Genomic DNA, 19695 nt, shown 5'->3' with positions numbered 1-19695 from the left:
GATGAATTTTATGTCTTTAGTAAGTGCAAATTATGCTACCGGTCAGTTTGGAAAAATTGTTGGAGCAAGACTTGTTTATGGAACAGATTTACTTGAAGGAATAGAGGAATTATGCAAAGAAAATTGCATTGAATATGCAACTATCATTAGTTGTTTTGGAAGTTTTCAAAGAAGTGGTTTTGTCTATCTTGTTCCGAATGAAACTTCTAAAATTGGAGTTGGATATAATAACCTTATAGTAAACGAGGGACCAATAGAATTTTTACAGGGAACAGGTGTGGTGTGTAAAAGAGATGGGGACTACGAAACTCATTTTCACGGGTCTATGTGTGATCAACATGGCAACGTTTTTGGAGGTCATTTTATGAAAGGAGAAAACCCTGACATTACAGTAGATGTAGTTTTAGCTGAAGTTACTGGAATGGGGTTTCATCGTAAGTTTGATGAGGAAACAGGGACTAACCAGTTTTACCCAGTGGATTCCAATAAAACATCTCCAAATAGAATATAAAAAATAAAATCCGATTTACAAAAGTAAATCGGGTTTTATTTTAAAATAGATTGAGCTTTTCAATACGATTAATGGCTTCTACCAATCGAACTTCATCCACTAATAAGCCGACACGAACATAGCCTTCACCAAAGGATCCGAAACCATTCCCAGCAGCTACAGCGACATCTGCTTTTTCTAAAAGTAAGTCTGCAAATTCTTGACTTGTATAACCTATTGCAACTGGCAACCATGCAAAAAAGGAGCCTTCTGGTGCTTTGATATTCCATCCTATTCTTGAGCAAGCTTCTACTAATGCATTTCTTCTTCCTTCATACAAAGAAACAAGATCATCTACACATTCCTGGCTCTCGTTGAGTGCTGCAGCAGCAGCAGTTTGTATTGCAGGGAACAGGCTGACAAATAAATGGTCCTGAATAATATTGATTGCTTCAATCATTTTAGGATTCCCAACTGCGAAACCAACACGCCATCCGGCCATATTATAAGTTTTAGATAGAGTATACATTTCTATACCAACATCTTTTGCACCTTCTACTTCTAAAAAGCTAATTGGTTTTTTGCCGTCAAAGCCAATTCCTCCATAAGCAAAATCGTGCACTATTGCTATATCTGATTCTTTCGCAAGCTTAACAGTTTCTTCAAAAAATTCTTTCGTTGCAGTAGCTCCAGTAGGGTTGTTAGGATAATTCAAATACATTAACTTAGCGTCTTGTTTTTGATTTTCTGTTAATTTACTGTAATCAGGAAGAAAACTATTTTCTTCTAGCAGGGGCATTGTTTCAAAACGGACACTTGCTAATCCGACACCCGATAAATAATCTGGATAACCTGGATCTGGTAAGAGCAGAAGTTCATTTTCATTCATCATAGCTAATGGTAACTCAACTAGACCTATCTTTGTTCCAAACATAATAGCCACTTCGGTATTTGGATTTATTTCTACCTTGTATTCTCGTAAATAAAAATCTGCAGCAGCTTGCTTTAATTCATTTATTCCTCGAAAAGGAGAATATTTGTGTGCTATTGGATTTGTTGCAGCATCTTGTAGAGCTTTTACAATATGTTCAGGAGTAGGTTGATCTGGATTTCCTTGTCCTAAATTTATAACATCTCTTCCTTCTGACACCGCGAGTGCTACTTTTTGAACTAGTGTTGCAAAAAATTGAGTGGGTAAACTTTTTAATCGATTTGAAAATTCCATGTGCGATACCTCTTTTTCTAATTAGTTGCATAGATTAGACAAATCTTATAATCTTTTAAGTATTATGTCTATAGGTGGTGGCGAAATGAAAATTGCATGTGTTCAATTAGATATTGTGTTTGGTGCGCCAAAAGAAAATTTTCTGAAGGTAGAGGAAAAAGTGAGAGAAGCTGCATCCTTAGGGGCTAGGATTGTTGTGCTACCAGAGATGTGGAATACTGGTTACGATTTGACAAGACTAGAAGAAATTGCAGATTTAGAAGGAGAAAATACGAAAAAATTATTTTCTCGATTATCCAAAGAATTAAATATTCATATTGTTGGAGGGTCTGTTTCAACTAAAAAAGGAGATAAATTTTACAACACAATGTATGTTTCCAATTCTTCAGGAGAGATTATTTCCGAATATAACAAAGTACACTTAATCAAATTAATGGATGAACATCATTATTTTGAAGAAGGTAATGAAAAAAACTTATTTACATTAGATGGAATAGAAATGGGGGGAATTATTTGTTACGATTTACGGTTTCCCGAGTGGACGAGGGTTCATACCTTAAATGGTGCAAAGGTTATGTTTATTCCCGCAGAATGGCCGGATATCCGTATTGATCACTGGAAAATATTGTTGCAAGCAAGAGCAATTGAAAATCAAATTTTTATTATTGCTGTAAACTGTGTTGGAAGTAATCCGAACAATTCATTTAATGGTAATTCCATGGTAATTTCTCCATGGGGTGAAATTTTATGGGTAGGCGAGAATGAAGAGACGGTTCAATTAGTGGATATTGATATAGAACAGATAGAAGATGTTCGAAAAAGAATTCCTATATTTCAAGATAGAAGAGAAGTATTATATAAGTAATCTAAAATTACAAGGGGGAATAAGAGAGATGGAGGAAAACATTCGAGCTATACAGGATGATTATCCAGATGATTTTGCTTGGTGTTATGGATGTGGGAGATTAAATGAACATGGGTATCATTTACGGACGTACTGGAATGGGGACCAGACGGAAACAGTTTATGAACCAAAAGAAAAACATATTGCAATACCGGGATTTGTATACGGAGGCTTAATAGGAGCAATAGTAGATTGCCATGGGACAGGATCTGCATCTCTTGCTTTACATCGAAGAAATGGTCACGAGCCAGGAAGTGGCGAAGCTCCACCCCGTTTCGTAACAGGCTCTTTGCATGTCGATTTCTTAAAACCAACACCGCAAAAAGTATTACTAAAAGCAAAAGGTACAGTTGAAGAGATTCATCCTAAGAAATGGAAAGTGTCAACTGAAGTATATGCAGGTGACGTACTTTGTGCTAAAGGGGAAGTAATTGCTGTTGTTATGCCGACAACTTTTGCGCAATCAAAATAATATATTATCTAAAAAGAGATTAAAAAAACACAGGATTAGTTTTTCCTGTGTTTTTTTCATTTTATAAACATATATTTTTATATGCGGAAAGGTGATGATTATGTTTTTACAAAAATCTCTTATTATTTTTATTGGAAGTATTTTAATAGCAATTGGAATCAACTTTTTTATTGTTCCTTATCATCTATTAGACGGTGGAGCCATTGGAATAAGTTTAATCATTCATTATTTATTTAACGTAAAAGTTGGGATTGCTATTATTTGTGTTAGCTTGCCGATATTTTTAATCGCTTGGATGAACTATCGAACATTTTTTTATAATGGTATTCATGGATTGTTATTTTCTTCGGTGATTATTGATTTCTTATATCCTTTACATATTGCAGGGCAGAAATTAATTACGAATGAATTGGCAGGTGCAATAAGCGGTGGAATTTTTGTAGGTTTAGGAATTGGTTTAATGCTTCGATCTGACATAACGATTGGTGGTACAGATTTGCTTGCTCAGATGATCTCAAAAGTGTTACACATTAATCCCGGTTTAGGGATTCTATCAATTGATATTTTAGTCGTAGTCTTCGGGAGCCTTCTAGTGGATTCCGTATCATTATTGTATTCCTGCATTACTGTACTTTCTGTAGGTATTACTACAACTCTTTTAGCTAAAAAATATTAAGAAGAAAGAATAATTCGAGAAGTCATTGTTTAAGAAGGGAATAAAGAAGTCGAGGAGGTGAGAATCTTTTGCGTTTATTATTTTTCTTGAAGTTGAATTAAAAGGATATAAAAAGGCTATTCTTAAACAATTTGACAAGTGTTAAATTAATAGTGATCGCACTTATTTATGATAAGGATAGTATAGCATTTGGTAAATGTATTATTATTGAAAGGTGTCGTTCTTAGAGAGTCCAATTGACACGCTGCCTACTTGAGTCATCCACGTTCAAATCTTTGCCCATCTTCAATGTAGTTAACCGTTTATAAATAATCCGAGGTGGAGCAATATATCCTCTTCGAAGGTTCAGATACTCCGAGATTTTCTGAGATTCCCTTGAGATTTTCTCTGCGTAGCGTGAAGCTGTCGCACATCCCTTTCAAAGCCATAATAAAAGAGACACGCTAAGCATGTCTCTTGATATTAGGATGCAGGAACTTCATCAACTGGTACTACTTCATTTGGTTCTGGTACTCTCGATAATATGATAAGACCGATGATAAACAAGATAACTAAACTAAACACACCGTAGTTAGATTTTCCTGTAAATTGGGCAGTAAATGCTACTAACAAGGGACCCATGATAGAAGCAAACTTGCCAAAAATATTATAAAATCCAAAAAACTCATTAGAATTCTTTTTCGGTACTAGTTTTCCAAAGTATGATCTACTCAATGCCTGTATACCACCTTGGGAAGTTGCAACAAGCATAGCTAATATCCAAAAATCTACAATTGTTTCTAAGAAAACTGCATAAATACATACGATGATATAAATTATGATACCTACATAAAGCATTCTCTTTTCAGAAAATTTACCTGCGAGTTTACCGAACAATATAGCAAATGGAGCAGCTACTACCTGAGTAGCGAAAAGGACGAGTAGTAATCCTGTCGTGTCTAGTCCTAAATCTGTACCATAAGCAGTAGACATACTAATAATTGTACCGACACCATCAATATAGAAAAAGTATGCTAGTAAAAATAAGAACAATGCACGGTATTGTCGTATTTCTTTAAAAGTATTGCCTAATCGTTTAAAACTTTGAACAACTGGATTCCCATCCCGTTCAATAAAATGTATTTGATGAACATTTTTGAATAAAGGTATGGAAAACGCAATCCACCAAGTTGCTGTAATAAGAAATCCTATCCGACTAGCGTTAATGCTTGAAAGAGGAATTATTTCTTTTCCTGCTAACAATATAATAACAATACTGATCAAAAAGGGAATAGTGCTCCCAATATAACCTAAACTGTAGCCTCTCGCTGAAACTGTGTGCATCCGTTTATCCGTCGTTACGTCTACAATAAATCCATCATAAAAAACATTTGCCCCTGTAGCTCCAAGTGCTGCTAAAGTATAGCAAATTAATAATAGTAACCAATTATCATATGGAACGAAGGCAAGTAATGCAGTAAAGGCAACCCCCAGTGCAAAGAAAAAAGTAAAAAATTTCTTTTTCATACCCCGATAATCTGCGATGGAACCTAAAATTGGACCGAGCATAGCTAAAATAAATGTAAATATAGCAATTGTATAACCTAGATACGCAGTCGAATCAGCTCCATCAATACCCGCAGCAGTTGCAGAAGATTTATAAAATATTGGAAATACTGCAGTGGTAATTATGATTGAGTATGCTGAAGAACCCCAATCATAAAGGGCCCAACTATTCTCTTGTTTTGTAAACTTCCCCATCTCTTATTATTCCCCCTCTTATTACTAATATTGTACATGAATGAAAATCATTACGGTATAATACACGAAAAAATTACTTAATTTTTACAATAATATAGGTTGTTGTATAATAAATTAAATTCCGAATTTTCTTAATATATTTCTTTACAAAAACTTAACAATGAGTTACGTAAAATGCTATTAAAATAAGTAATAGAGCAGGGGGAAGCTATATGACAATAAAAACAGAAAGAAAAGCAATTATTGATATTGGCTCAAACACAATACGTCTTGTTGTGTATAGCTACAATTCCTCTCAAGGTCTTGTTGAACATCATAATTTTAAAACGGTAGCAAGATTAAGTATGTATATAATGAAAAATGGAAATTTAAGTGCGGATGGTATAAATGTTTTAATTGATACACTGACCAAATTTAAAGAAATATTATTAGATATACATGTTAAAGATGTCTTTGTTGCAGCTACTGCAGCAATTAGGCAAGCAAGAAACCAAACGGAAATACTAGAACTCGTGAAAAATGATGTAGGATTCAATCTACAAATTTTATCTGAAGAGCAAGAAGCATATTTCGGGTACTTTGCAGTAATCCATTCTACTAATATCTCCAATGCTGTGACAATAGATATGGGTGGTGGAAGTACTGAGGTAACGTATTTTAAAGATAAAAAAATTATTCATTTTCATAGCTTCTCTTTTGGGGCTGTTTCATTAAAAGGAAAGTTTATAAAAGGGACAACCATTACTCATGAAGAAAAGTTAGAACTAATAGAATATGTGAGCGAACAGTTCCATTCTTTAGGGTGGTTAAATCAGTTACATGTTCCCATTGTTACAATTGGAGGAAGTGCACGAAACTTAGCACTTGTTGATCAACAAAGGAAAAGTTTTCCTTTAAATGGAATACACCAATATGAATTGAAAAATGAAGATTTGCAAGAGATTAGTTTTATGTTTGCGCAATATTCTTTAGATGGATTGAAAAAAATAGACGGTTTATCAAGTGATCGTTCAGATATTATCGTTCCTGCGTTAGAAACTTTTCGTACATTTATGGAAGTAGTGGATGCTCCTTTAATGGTTTATAGTAAAAAAGGTTTGCGTGAAGGAATAATATTTTCTCAGTTGGCTGAAAGATTTCCGGAAGATTTTAATAAGAATGAAGTGACTAAGAAATCAATTCGTCATATATTAGGTAAATTTCATGTTAATGAAGAGGAAGTTTCACATTTATACGACATATTTCAAAAGATTTACTTGTCCTTTGTACATTGGAAATATATTGATCCAATTGAAAATGATGAATTTTTGTTTTATGCATATCAACTTTATCATATTGGAAAACATATAGATCAAGATGCAGTTAGTCAGCATACATTTTACTTAATAACGAATTTGTCCATTGACGGTATATCTAACGAAGAACGATTAAAATTTGCCTTACTTGCTTCTTATCAAAATAGAGATACTTTTAAACGTTACGTAAATTCCTTACCATCCTATTTGAATGAAAGAGAGTTTAAACAATTACGCGATATTGGAGCATTGTTTAAGTTTACAAAAGGGCTAGATATACTCAGTAGGTCTACGATTAATGATGTTTTACTAGAAAATTTAGCAAGTGAAATAACGATTACTTTTGTAGTTTCTAACAATTATATGCTAGAAAAATATCAAGCAGAAAAATTAAAAAAACACGTAGGAAAAATTTGTAGTAAAGATGTACTGGTAGAATTTAAGATTTCGGAGGAGAAAGCAACATGAGTTTGGAGAGTACAGAAGATCATCGATTTGATGACTATGCTTATTATAATAATCGAGAAATCAGCTGGCTTGCCTTTAATGAACGGGTTTTACAAGAAGCTGAGGATGAAACGAATCCTCTACTTGAAAGGTTAAAGTTCTTAGCGATATTCAGTTCAAATTTGGATGAATTTTTTATGGTAAGAGTAGCAGGATTACAGGATCAAGTAAGAGTTGGTTTTAACAAACCTGAAAATAAAGCTGGTTTAACTCCTAAACAACAACTTGAGGAAATTTCCAACATTTCAAGAAATCTTGTGGCTAGACAGATGAAGATATATAAAGATTTAATAGAGAAGAAGTTACCTAAAGAAGGAATATCCTTATTATCTTATGCTCAATTATCCCAAGAACAAATACAAGAATTACATACAATTTTCGAAGAAGAAATTTTTCCTGTGTTAACTCCGATAGCTGTTGATGCTTACCGACCTTTTCCGATTTTACTAAGTAAAACAATGAATATTTTAGTCATGATCGAAGACGATAAAAATGAAATGATAGAGCAATCCAAATTTGCTATTGTTCAAGTTCCTTCCGTCTTAAAAAGATTTATTGAGGTTTCTACGAAAGATGATTCTTTCGCGGCTGTATTATTAGAAGATGTCATTATCGAAAACATACATAAATTGTTTCATGGATACCATATTAAACATGCAAACCCCTTCCGTATTACTCGAAATGCGGACTTAACCATTCATGAGGAAGGTGCCCGTGATTTATTAATTGAGATTGAAAAAGAATTAAAGAAACGAAAATGGGGAGCTGTAAGTAGACTAGAGGTTAAATCATCTGAAATAAAGCAGAAAATTCTACACTATCTGTTAGATGAGTTAGAGATATCCTTGGAAGATGTCTATAAAATAGAAGGACCATTGGATGTTACATTTTTGTTTTCATTTATTAAGTGGTTTGAAGGGAAATATGACCATCTATTTTATGAGTCATTTATACCTCAACCTCCACAGGACATTGCTACGGACGAGGATATTTATATGAAAGCATTAAAACAAGATTTATTCTTTCATCATCCTTATGAATCGTTTCAACCAATTGTTGATTTTGTTGAAAAGGCAGCAGATGACCCAACTGTTTTAGCAATTAAGCAAACCTTGTACCGTGTCAGCGGAGATTCGCCAATTATTAAAGCTTTAAAAAGAGCTGCTGAGAATGGGAAACAAGTGACGGTTTTAGTTGAATTAAAAGCTCGTTTTGATGAAGAAAATAACGTACATTGGGCAAAAGAGTTGGAAAAAGCAGGATGTTTAGTGATATATGGTATGCATAATTTAAAAACCCACTCTAAAATAACGCTTGTGGTGCGTAGAAGAGATAAAAAGATTGAACAATTTGTACACTTAGGCACTGGAAATTATAATGATCAAACAGCCAATTCTTATACAGATATGGGTATAATTACGACAAACAAAAAATTAGGTCAAGATGCAACTCAATTCTTTAATTTCTTAAGTGGCTATACCGATAAGCCAGATTATAATAAATTAGTCGTTTCTCCATATGATATTCGAGATAAATTTCTATATTTAATTGATGAAGAAATGGAATATCATAAAGTTTTTCATAATGGACATATCATTCTTAAAATGAATTCCTTAACGGATAAGGATTTAATATTAAAGTTGTATGAAGCTTCTGAGGTTGGAGTAAAAATAGAGCTAATCGTTAGAGGGATTTGTTGTTTAAGACCTCAAATTCCTGGAGTCAGTGAAAATATAACGGTAATTAGTATAGTCGGAAGATTTTTGGAACACTCCCGCATTTACTGGTTCCACCGAAATGGAGCATCTAGGTTATACTTGTCTTCTGCAGATATGATGACGAGAAATATGGTAAAACGTGTGGAAATTTTATTCCCGATCCTGTCACCTAACATAAAAAGAAGGGTCATGGATATTCTAAACTTGGAACGGAATGATTCTGCAAAAGCAAGAATACAAGATTCTAATGGGGAATATCATTATAGAGAAGCAGTAGGCAAAAGAATTAACAGTCAACAGCAACTACTCGAAAACGCTACACAACTAAATGTACTCCAATTAAAATAACCACTGTAAAGTGGTTATTTTCGGTTCTCCGCTGCTTGGAATACTTCTATTGCTAAATCATCATTTCCAAATAACTGCAAAACTTGCATCAATGTTTCCGTATCTACATGAAGAGAATTTTTTTCAGTTATTTCTATTATGGAAAGTAGTAATTCATTATCTTGTTGAAGTGGGTAAGCTTTGTTGTATAGTTGCGCCGCATCTAAATTGTGGTTAACGCACCATTGTGCAAATAAGCTGATCATCACATTTTCTTCCTCTTTATATTGAGCAATTACATTTTCATTCACTTATAGTCAGCTCCCAACTTGTCTAATAGTTGCCATAAATCATAAACAAGGCTTATAGATTTTTGTTCCAAAGACGTGCCATTAAAAGCTTCAGTAATGGTTGGTACGATTTTTTCAATTAAAAAAAGACGCGGCTGTTCTCTAGATAGTTCTTCTGCTATATATTCAATTGCTTGCTTAACGTTTTGTTCCATCTTCTCTTTTTCTTCTAAATAAAAATTTTCTAATTGCTCAATTACTTGTTTTTTTGATTTGATTTCATCAACTTTATTAAGGTCAAAGAGCGACTTGTTTAAAAGACAATCGTTGGTTTCTGTCATGTCATAAATAATTGCTTCAATTCTTCTCATGACAAAACGAATTAATTGTTCAAAAGATATTTTTGCTCCTTGTTTGATCCAGGGGTGTTGCAAATGCTGGATCATTCCTAGTGCGAGCACTGCACAGTCAGTAGAGACATTTTTTGTTTGCTCCCCATATATGTCTACAATTCTTTTCGAAAGCCAACTGATTTCTTCAAAGTAATTCTTTTTTATTAAATCTCTCAACTCAATATCCTGTGAATGAATAATAGATGCAAAAAGATGTAATAGTTTCTGTTCTTGATAAATATTCATTCGTACTGATAATTGCTCGATCAAAACATTCACATCGGAGGCATTTTGAGGATTATCCAAAGCTCTTCTTTTAATCAAAGTTTCCTCTCTGGCGTTTTCAATTATGGCTACAATGCAGTCATTTTTAGAGGAAAAATAATTATAAAAGGTCCCCTTTGAAATTTTTGCTTCATCAATAATATCCCGAACTGAAGTAGATCTAAAACCCTTTTCAATAAATAGATGTTGAGCTGCTAGTAAGACATTTCTTTTTTTTGTATGCATGTTTTTTCACCTTTGGACTAATAGTATAATTCTCATTCTAACCGTTGAAACTGTGTTTATCAAACTATATTAATTGAATAAAAATATTTTAATTGATTTTTTTGGACGATGCGTATAAAATAGTCAAAGTGTTGTAATACAGAGAAGAAATAACTTAGGGGGAACATGATTAATGAACGACGAACAACAAAAACCACCATATGCTATGATTGCGATCCTATTTGTTGGAGCATTCATCGCTTTTTTGAATAATACACTACTTAATGTAGCTCTACCAACTATTATGACAGAATTTCAAGTAAAACCTTCAGTTGTACAATGGCTAACAACAGGTTATATGTTAGTGAACGGAATTTTAGTACCAGCTAGTGCATTTTTCGTTCAGAGGTTTTCTAATAGAAAGTTGTATATTACAGCTATGTTATTATTTACTGCAGGTACAGCACTTGCAGCTCTTGCACCAGAATTTTGGGTTTTAATTTCAGCACGTATGATTCAGGCAGCTGGATCAGCAATGATGATGCCTTTACTAATGAATGTTATGTTAACCGCATTTCCAATTGAACGCCGCGGATCTGCTATGGGTATGTTCGGTTTAGTTATGATATTAGCACCGGCTATTGGACCTACTTTATCAGGTTTCATCCTAGAGCATTATGAATGGCGTGTATTATTTGAAATAATTTTGCCGTTTGCAATAATTGTATTATTGTTTGCTATCTTTAAGTTACGTAATATTACTCCAAATAGTAAAGTCAATCTGGATGTATTTTCATTGATATTATCCAGTATCGGTTTTGGAGCGTTGCTATATGGTTTTAGTACTGCGGGAGATAAAGGGTGGGATGCCCCGATAGTATACGGAACAATTATTATCGGATTTATATCGTTGATTGTTTTCATATGGAGACAATTGAAATTAGATGAACCGATGTTGGATGTAAGAATATATAAATATCCAATGTTTGCTTTGTCCTCAATCATTTCGATTGTTGTCTCTGCAGCAATGTTTTCAGGGATGATTTTAACACCTCTTTACGTGCAAACGATTCGTGGTATTTCTCCCTTTCATTCTGGTTTACTAATGCTTCCTGGTGCTATTGCAATGGCAGTCATGTCTCCAGTAACTGGAAGACTATTTGATAAGTATGGCGCTAGAAGTTTAGCGATTATTGGGTTGATTATAACATCGGTAGCAACATATTTAATGAGTAACTTAGCGCGAGATTCTGATTATTATTATATTATGGCAGTTTATACTTTCCGCATGTTTGGTATGTCAATGATTATGATGCCAATTATGACAAATGGATTGAATCAGTTACCGATGAATAGTAATCCACATGGTACAGCTATGAACAATACGCTACAACAAGTTTCAGGTGCTATTGGTTCAGCAATATTCTTAACAATTATGAATGCCAAAATGGAGTCTTCAGCAATAGCACTAACATCTCAAGCGACAGCAGCTGGAAAAGTGCCTACGAGCACGGAAGGTTTAATGCAATTCCAAGTAGAATTGGGTAAAAATGCGATGCTGGAGGGGATTAACTTTACCTTCTTTATAGCAACTCTTGTGACAGTGGTTGCTTTAATATTGGCCTTCTTTGTAAAAAGAGTAGATGTACTTAAAAAAGCTAAACCATAATTGGTTTAGCTCAGACTATAGACAAACTCTAAGGATTGTGAGTTTTCTATAGTCTTTTTTCTTTTAAAATAAATAATAGGATAAATAGAGATGGTATTTACGATCATGGCGGACGTTTTCTTCGAGCGGGGCAGAGACGCTTCCTTTCCTCCTACGCAAGCTCGTCGCAAAAATTAATTTCGCAAAGCTCATTCCACGGTCTCGACTATCCCACTTTTCCCTCTGGAGTTGGTGAGTGTAGGATTAAGGAATCTACCGGATCAATATTCATTTGTGTAATACATCAGGTTATTTACCTAATTAAATATTAGTTTAGATTGAACCACATTTTTAGAAAAAAAGAACACTTGTCTTGATCTAATTGAAAAATGTATCTCGGAAGAGAATACTCTTTACAATGAAGATCACACTGATTTTTCTCTCATCTCGACAGTTTTTTTCGGAACTATACTTGTAGTTTCTTAGCAAAATAAACACCACACTCAATATTATGGATAATATTCCTGCTAGTACAACGTATTGTGTTCCCATTGCTGAGATGAATAAGCCTCCCACAGCTGAACCAATGGTCGTTCCTATATTTGCGGATGATAAAAACAAGCCGTTCGCAAAGTCAGGAGCTTCAGGTACTGAAGATGTAACCACATATTGATTAATGTTTGCTGCTATACCGGCTAGTATTCCCCAAATTAAAGTAATAATTGCCATCGGTAAGGTAAATTGTCCCGTGAAAAATAGTATGATATAAACAACTCCCAATAGAATAGGAAGAGATACTATTGTTTTTATGGGATTAAAGGTAAGTAGTCTTCCGGCCAAAATGTTACCGATAATATTGGCAGCACCAAAAATGAATAATATTAAAGTAGTTATATTTGCTGATGTATTCGTAATGGTTTGTAAATACACTGCAAGATAGCTATAAACCCCAAAAATAGCCGAGTTTAATAAAATGACAACTATAATAGACAACCATGTAATCGATTTTTTTAAGACATTTAATTGACTACCGTAGGAGATTTTTTCTTTAACAGGTATGGACGGAACAAATAATAATGTAGCAATAAGTACAATGATATTAACAATAGCAAAAAATGCCATCGCTATTTGCAAATTAGACACGCTAGCAATGAAACTCACGATTGGAACGCCGACTACCATCCCCGCAGACACACCTATAAAAATCTTTGATACTGGTCTTGGAGCTTCCTCTTTGCTAACCGAATCAGCAGCGACGGAAAACGCCAAAGAAACATAGACTGGATGAAAAAGGGCTGGAATTATTCGGGCAATTAACAAAACGATAAAATTAGATGTAAATATAGATATGATGTTCCCCAGAACAAACACACTTAATACAAGCACCATCACTTTCTTTCGATTGATCCCTGAAAATAATAACGGCATTGTTGGACCTGATATTGCAACACCTATTGCAAAAATGCTTACCAACCATCCCGCTGTTGAAACACTAACATTGAAGTGATCAGCAATTTCAGGTAATATCCCAATAAAACCCATTTCGGTATTTAAGATACCGAAAACCCCAACTGTTAAAATAAATATTAGTAAATTTTTTTGTTTTACCAAAAAAATAACACTCCTTTCTTAAAAAATGCCCCTCAATCAATAATAAGAGCAGTTACTTACAGTTTAAAAGCTTTCTACAATTTGTTTTGTTATAGGATTCTCTTGTATTTATGACATTTTTAAATCCTCAAAAGGGAACAGAGGACAAGTTATGATAAATATTCAATTAAGAAATATGCATAACCTGCATTACACAAGTCATACAGCAAATTGGTTGTTAGGATTGAATTTTAATTACGGTTAGAGTCTAGACTAGTTGTAATGATTTTCTATAAGCTTTATTTTTTGTGAATTTTGAGTTGTGTATGGCAATCAGCATAGCGCGTATAGAAAATTTCGATAGAAACTAAGTATTCCCAACATTTTCTTTTGCGATGTAATCCAAATTATTACCTCCTTCGTTATTAATTATATTTTCTCTTATCAATCATTACAAATACTTATATCTTATGAAGTGATATGCTTGTAAGGTATATAATAATGCGTATAATAAAATAGTATAAGGAGGACTGTATTATGGAGTTTAGAGTTTTGCGTTATTTTCTTACTATCGCAAGAGAAGGAAGTATTACTGGAGCAGCAAATGTCTTGCATGTTACACAACCAACTTTGTCGAGACAATTAAAAGAGTTAGAGGAAGAGTTGGGGAAAAAATTATTTATCCGAAAAAGTCACAATATTGTTCTTACAGACGAAGGAATGATTTTAAGAAAGAGAGCAGAAGAAATCATTGATATGGTCGCTAAGGTAGAAGAAGAGTTTAACTCTATGGAAGAAACAATAGGTGGGGATGTTTACATAGGTGGTGGGGAAACAGATGCAATGAAACTAATTGCACAGATAGTAAAAGGTTTACGGTTTAAATATCCTAATATCAGATTTCATCTTTACAGTGGAAACTCTGATGATGTGACGGAGCAACTTGATAAGGGATTACTTGATTTTGGAATTCTAATTCAACCAGCAGATTTGTCAAAATACAATTATATCAATATCCCAGCCAAAGATGTATGGGGAGTTATAATGAGAAAAGATAGTCCTCTAGCTGTCAAAAAAAGCATACAAAAGGCTGATTTATTAGATGTTCCGCTTCTCTTTTCAAGGCAGGCTATGAAACAGGGATTATCTAGAAATGAATTTTCTGAGTGGTTTGGTGAAGATTATGATAAATTAAATGTTGTAACTACATATAACCTCGCATTTAATGCTGCTTTAATGGTTGAAGAAGGTATCGGTTATGCAGTCACCATTGATAAAATAGTAAATACATCTAGTGATAGTAACCTTTGCTTTAGACCACTGGAGCCAAGACTTGAATCTGGCTTAAATATAGTTTGGAAGAAACATCAAGTTTTTTCTAATGCTGCTAATATATTTTTTGAAGAAATGCAGAATAAATTTTTAAATTATAAATCCGAAATATAAAAAAACAACAAGTTTATAAAAAAAGTTATGAATTATTTTAATTACGAAGCTAGAGTAAGTTAACAACGGGACCCAGACAAAAAGCTAAACCATAATTGGTTTAGCTTTCTTTTTTATTTATTGATTTCGTCTGTTAGAACAATTAATTCATCAATTAAGGATCCGATATAAGCAATTGTATCTCTTAAAGGTTGTTCCGTCGTAATATCTATTCCAGCCATATTTGCCAGTTCAATAGGAGACTTTGTACCACCGACTTTTAATACGTTGATCCAGTCATCTACAGCAGGTTGACCTTCATTTAAGATGCGTTTGGATACTTGAGGAGATAGTTAGACCTGCGCTATACGTATATGGGTATAGACCCATGTAATAGTGAGGTTGTCTCATCCATGTCAATTCAGCACCATCCGTTATTTCTACTGCATCGCCCCAGAATTCTTCTAATACACTTCTTTTATATTCATTTAATATTTGTGCATTAACTGGTAGTCCTTCATCAATTCTTTCATAAACCTTTCTTTGATAAGCAGCCTCTAATAAGTGTGTAACGAAATTATGATAGTATGTTCTAGCTACTATAGAAGAAATTACCCACCTTTTAAATTTTGGGTCCTCTGAGTTTTCTAATAAATGATTGGCCATGAGCATTTCATTCATTGTAGAAGGAGCCTCTATAAAATACAAAGAAGGGCGAGCATTAAATATATTTTGCTCTTTATTTGCATGGAAGAAATGACCTGCATGGCCTAATTCATGTGCCAGTACGAATACTTCGTTCATTCTGCTAGACCATGAAATAAGAATGTAAGGGTGGTTGCCGTAGGGACTTGAACAAAAGGCACCAGTTGATTTGCCAGTGTTTTGAGCAAAATCAATCCATCGCTCTTTATAGGAGCGTTCAACCATGTCTAGATATTCCTCACCCATTACCCCTAGTGCTTCAATAATATATTTTTTTGACTCCTCAATTGTGATTTTAGGCTCATAGGAAGGATCCAGCGAGATTTTTAAATCAGCAAAAGTCATTTTGTCTAATCCGTGTACTTGTTGCAGAAGCTTTGCATATTTTCGCATATGAGGTGCAAGTTCCTTCATAATTAAATCGATTTGACGATCATATAAACTGCGATCGACATCTTGGTTTAACAATAAGTAGTCAAATATAGAATTATATCCTCTTAAATCAGACGTTGTTTTTTCTATTTGTAAGTGCATATCATATGTTTTTGCTGTCGTATGTTGATAATCCTTTAACTTATTAGAAAAGGATTTGAAAGCTTCTCTTCTTATATTTGTGTCAGATTCTGCTTCCCAATCATTTTCAAACAGAACATAACTAAGGGGGTAGGAGGTACCATCCACTTCGAAATCATTAAAAGATATATCTAACATTTTAGTTGTATCATACAATTTGTAAGGTGCACTAAATGTAGAAGAAAATGCTGCTAGAGTCTTTTCAACTTTAGGGTGCAATTGATATTGTTTTTTTAATATAAGTTTTTGTATAAAATTTTGATATTCAGGCCCCTCTACTATAGCTTCTTGTAAAACTTCATCAGGCAATTCTACAAGTTCACTGGTTAAAAAAGAAACCTTACTACTAACTTTTGCTGCGAGTGAAGCGAATTTACTTCCACGCATTTGTGCGTCTGTATTTGCTTGGTCTGTACTTAAAGATAAACTAGCAAATGTTCCGGTAGGAGTTAGTTTTTCATACAAAGCTGAATAATCATTTAAAGCTTTTAAAATAATAGACGGCTGATTAATCTTTCCTTTATATTTTTCCTCGAAAATCACTGCCAATTTCTCAATTTCCATTAAAGAATTATTGAAATCTTCTTCCGTTTTAAACAAGTCTTTCAAATTCCAAGTTTCTTCTAATATTACATCTGATCTTTTCGGTAAGCTTTTAACCATTTTATCACTCCTAATTATTACGGATGTCGAACTAGTTAATAGTATAACGAACAGAAGATTAAAAGTAAAAACAATCATTATATTTAGAATTTTTTAAAATTAATTATTTTATTAGTGAGAATAATAGAGTTATTTAGATTCTCTCGATTAAAATAAAAAATGATTCGAAAGTACTATGTTTAGAGTGGTGAAATAATACAATCTCAGTATTATCAAGGTCTTTTGATGTAAGTCTAAATACTATATTAATGTAATGATAGAAATTTGAGAATTAATCGAAAAATTAGTATAGACTGATTTTGAAGTTTGTTTTACAATGAGATTGTTCAAAACAATATATTGATAGTCTGAGAAAATACTTATTATAAAAAGAAAAGTAGTATAGCTTATATTTTCAGAACTATCAAAAAACAGGGGGTAAAATATTTATGAAATTAAAAAAATTCGCTTCACTTTTCCTTGCAACGTCCCTTTTAACAGGCATACTTGCAGGATGTTCAGGTGGAGAAGAGGGTAGTAGCTCTGATGGGGGAGACACTATAAAAATCGGTGCCAATCTTGAACTTTCTGGAGCAGTTGCATCCTATGGTTCATCAGAGGCAGATGCAATAGAATTAGCTGTTGAAGAAATCAATGCTGATGGCGGTATAGATGGGAAACAAATTGAACTTATTAAAGTAGATAACAAATCTGATGCTGCAGAAGCAACAAGTGCAGCTATTAAATTAGTTAGTCAAGACAAAGTTACTGCTATTATCGGTGCTGCAACTAGCGGGAACTCAGTGGCGCAAGTACAAATTGCGACGGACAATAAAACTCCAATGATTTCTCCGTCTGGGACGAGTACTACAGTAACTGTTGCAGAAAATGGAAAAGTAAATCCATTCACATTCCGTACTGCATTTATAGATCCTTTTCAAGGAACAGTTGCTGCAAACTTTGCTGCTAATGAGTTAAAAGTTAAAAATGCTGCTGTGTTCGCTGATAATGCAAGTGATTATGCAAAAGGTTTAGCAGAATCTTTCATTAAAGACTTTGAAGCAGCTGGAGGAACGATTGTAGCAGAAGAATCTTATGTTGCGAAAGATACTGATTTCCGTTCAACTCTAACACGTATTAAAGCTTCAAATCCAGAATTCATCTTTATCCCAGGATATTACGAAGAAGTTGGGTTAATCGTAAAACAAGCTCGCGAATTGGGAATAACAGTTCCTTTAATGGGTGCTGATGGTTGGGATTCACCTACTATTGTGGACTTAGCTGGAGCAGATGCATTAAATAATACTTTCATTATTACTGCTTATTCTGCTGAAGATCCAGATGGTAAAGCAAAAGCTTTTGCTGATAAGTTTACTGAAAAGTATGGAGAAGCACCAAACTCATTCCACGCACTTGGATATGATACAGTTTATCTTTTAAAAGATGCGATTGAACGTGCTGGTTCATTGGATGGAACAAAAATTAAAGAAGCGATTGAAGCAACAGACAACTTAGAACTAGTTACAGGATTATACTCTGTAGATGAATTTCATCATCCTATAAAATCAGCAACTATCATCGAATTCGTAAATGGTGAGCAAGTGTTTAACACTAAAGTTAATCCTTAAGATTAACATGTTTTATATTGGGGGGGATTCTATCCCTCCTTTTCTATTTCTAGAAACTTTGAATTATAGGAGTGAAACTTTATGGAATGGTTACAACAATTGATTAACGGTATTTCACTCGGCAGTATATACGCATTAATCGCTCTTGGTTACACAATGGTTTATGGAATTATTAAATTGATTAACTTTGCCCATGGTGACGTGTTCATGGTAGGTTCTTTTATTGGGTTCTATTCGATTACCGTGTTTGGATTAGGATTCTTCCCAGCACTTATATTGTCAATGGCAGCTTGTGCACTCTTTGGTGTAATTATTGAACGAATTGCATATAAGCGTTTAAGAAATGCAACAAGAATTGCTGCTCTTATTACAGCTATTGGTGTATCTCTATTAATAGAATACGGAGTAATTTACATCAGAGGTGCTCAACCAGAAGCTTACCCGGATGTATTCTCCAATCGTTCTTTTGATATTTTTGGTGCTCAAATAAGCATTCAATCTATTTTAATATTGTCTGTTTCAGTCGTATTGATGATATTACTGCAATTTATTGTTCATAAAACGAAAACAGGTAAGGCAATGAGAGCCGTTTCGCATGATACAGAAGCAGCAAAGTTAATGGGCATTAATGTAGACAATACTATCTCTGCTACTTTTGCTATTGGTTCTGCATTAGCTGGAGCAGCAGGTGTAATATTTGGTGTGTATTATACAAAGATTGATCCGCTAATGGGTGTTATTCCTGGAGTTAAAGCATTTGTTGCAGCGGTTCTCGGGGGTATTGGAATTATACCTGGAGCTATGGTTGGTGGATTAGTATTAGGAGTAGTGGAAACGATTGTTAGTGCATTAGGGTTCTCGTTATGGAGAGATGCTGCAGCATTCATTATATTAATTCTAATACTAATTTTTAGACCAGCAGGCATCTTTGGAAAAAATACACGAGAGAAAGTGTAGGT

15 protein-coding genes and 1 pseudogene are annotated in these 19695 nt (G+C 33.9%); 10 read left to right on the top strand and 6 right to left on the bottom strand.

What is annotated here, in order from left to right; translation table 11 throughout:
- Positions 1–10 precede the first annotated feature (10 nt).
- Entirely contained in the window at positions 11–511 is a 501-nt protein-coding gene (locus WAX74_RS01400) for a PPC domain-containing DNA-binding protein (RefSeq protein WP_336495871.1), read from the top strand.
- Positions 512–551: 40 nt separating this feature from the next.
- On the opposite strand, the gene WAX74_RS01395 is transcribed toward WAX74_RS01400, so the two are convergent.
- Positions 552–1715, bottom strand: a complete 1164-nt coding sequence (locus WAX74_RS01395) for a pyridoxal phosphate-dependent aminotransferase (protein ID WP_336495870.1) — start codon at positions 1713–1715, stop codon at positions 552–554.
- A gap of 85 nt (positions 1716–1800) precedes the next feature.
- Here WAX74_RS01395 and WAX74_RS01390 point away from each other — a divergent pair, with 85 nt between their 5' ends.
- The 3 genes from WAX74_RS01390 (at position 1801) to WAX74_RS01380 (ending at position 3767) form a co-directional block, all read left to right on the top strand.
- Positions 1801–2580, top strand: a complete 780-nt coding sequence (locus WAX74_RS01390) for a carbon-nitrogen family hydrolase (protein WP_336495868.1) — start codon at positions 1801–1803, stop codon at positions 2578–2580.
- 28 nt (positions 2581–2608) lie between these two features.
- Positions 2609–3091 carry a PaaI family thioesterase gene (locus WAX74_RS01385; protein ID WP_336495867.1) on the top strand — a complete coding sequence of 161 codons (483 nt, stop codon included), beginning with the start codon at positions 2609–2611 and terminating at the stop codon, positions 3089–3091.
- A gap of 100 nt (positions 3092–3191) precedes the next feature.
- Positions 3192–3767 (top strand): YitT family protein, encoded by a 576-nt coding sequence (locus WAX74_RS01380; RefSeq protein ID WP_336495866.1) that lies wholly within the window; start codon positions 3192–3194, stop codon positions 3765–3767.
- 462 nt (positions 3768–4229) lie between these two features.
- Here the strand turns inward: WAX74_RS01380 and WAX74_RS01375 are convergent, their stop codons facing one another.
- Positions 4230–5507 (bottom strand): MFS transporter, encoded by a 1278-nt coding sequence (locus WAX74_RS01375; RefSeq protein ID WP_336495865.1) that lies wholly within the window; start codon positions 5505–5507, stop codon positions 4230–4232.
- Between the two features lie 212 nt (positions 5508–5719).
- Between WAX74_RS01375 and WAX74_RS01370 the strand changes: the two genes are divergently transcribed.
- Positions 5720–7270 (top strand): Ppx/GppA family phosphatase, encoded by a 1551-nt coding sequence (locus tag WAX74_RS01370; RefSeq protein ID WP_336495864.1) that lies wholly within the window; start codon positions 5720–5722, stop codon positions 7268–7270.
- A complete protein-coding gene (locus WAX74_RS01365) occupies positions 7267–9375 on the top strand; it encodes an RNA degradosome polyphosphate kinase (RefSeq protein ID WP_336495863.1) in 2109 nt (702 codons plus the stop codon). Before WAX74_RS01370 ends, WAX74_RS01365 begins: the two co-directional genes overlap by 4 nt.
- A 14-nt stretch (positions 9376–9389) precedes the next feature.
- Here the strand turns inward: WAX74_RS01365 and WAX74_RS01360 are convergent, their stop codons facing one another.
- Together WAX74_RS01360 and WAX74_RS01355 are read right to left on the bottom strand one after the other, a co-directional pair.
- Positions 9390–9665 carry a hypothetical protein gene (locus WAX74_RS01360; RefSeq protein WP_336495862.1) on the bottom strand — a complete coding sequence of 92 codons (276 nt, stop codon included), beginning with the start codon at positions 9663–9665 and terminating at the stop codon, positions 9390–9392.
- The gene (locus WAX74_RS01355; protein WP_336495861.1) at positions 9662–10546 is read right to left on the bottom strand and encodes a TetR/AcrR family transcriptional regulator; all 885 of its coding nucleotides are present in this window, start codon (positions 10544–10546) and stop codon (positions 9662–9664) included. The genes WAX74_RS01360 and WAX74_RS01355 overlap by 4 nt, the downstream gene beginning before the upstream one ends.
- 172 nt (positions 10547–10718) lie before the next feature.
- Between WAX74_RS01355 and WAX74_RS01350 the strand changes: the two genes are divergently transcribed.
- A complete protein-coding gene (locus WAX74_RS01350; RefSeq protein ID WP_336495860.1) occupies positions 10719–12194 on the top strand; it encodes a DHA2 family efflux MFS transporter permease subunit in 1476 nt (491 codons plus the stop codon).
- Between the two features lie 357 nt (positions 12195–12551).
- Here the strand turns inward: WAX74_RS01350 and WAX74_RS01345 are convergent, their stop codons facing one another.
- Positions 12552–13784, bottom strand: coding sequence for an MFS transporter (locus WAX74_RS01345; RefSeq protein WP_336495858.1), 1233 nt, complete (start codon positions 13782–13784; stop codon positions 12552–12554).
- 516 nt (positions 13785–14300) lie between these two features.
- Between WAX74_RS01345 and WAX74_RS01340 the strand changes: the two genes are divergently transcribed.
- The gene (locus tag WAX74_RS01340; RefSeq protein WP_336495857.1) at positions 14301–15209 is read left to right on the top strand and encodes a LysR family transcriptional regulator; all 909 of its coding nucleotides are present in this window, start codon (positions 14301–14303) and stop codon (positions 15207–15209) included.
- A gap of 113 nt (positions 15210–15322) precedes the next feature.
- Here the strand turns inward: WAX74_RS01340 and pepF are convergent.
- A pseudogene (gene pepF, locus WAX74_RS01335) lies at positions 15323–17129 on the bottom strand (oligoendopeptidase F).
- Between the two features lie 428 nt (positions 17130–17557).
- On the opposite strand from pepF, the gene WAX74_RS01330 reads away from it, so the two are divergent.
- A complete protein-coding gene (locus WAX74_RS01330; RefSeq protein ID WP_336495856.1) occupies positions 17558–18736 on the top strand; it encodes an ABC transporter substrate-binding protein in 1179 nt (392 codons plus the stop codon).
- Between the two features lie 81 nt (positions 18737–18817).
- Positions 18818–19693, top strand: a complete 876-nt coding sequence (locus WAX74_RS01325; protein WP_336495855.1) for a branched-chain amino acid ABC transporter permease — start codon at positions 18818–18820, stop codon at positions 19691–19693.
- Positions 19694–19695 lie beyond the last annotated feature (2 nt).

Source organism: Psychrobacillus mangrovi (assembly GCF_037104765.1).
Lineage (GTDB): Bacteria > Bacillota > Bacilli > Bacillales_A > Planococcaceae > Psychrobacillus > Psychrobacillus mangrovi.
The sequence above is the reverse complement of the archived record's forward strand: the minus strand, read 5'-3'. Positions and strand labels throughout refer to the sequence as shown.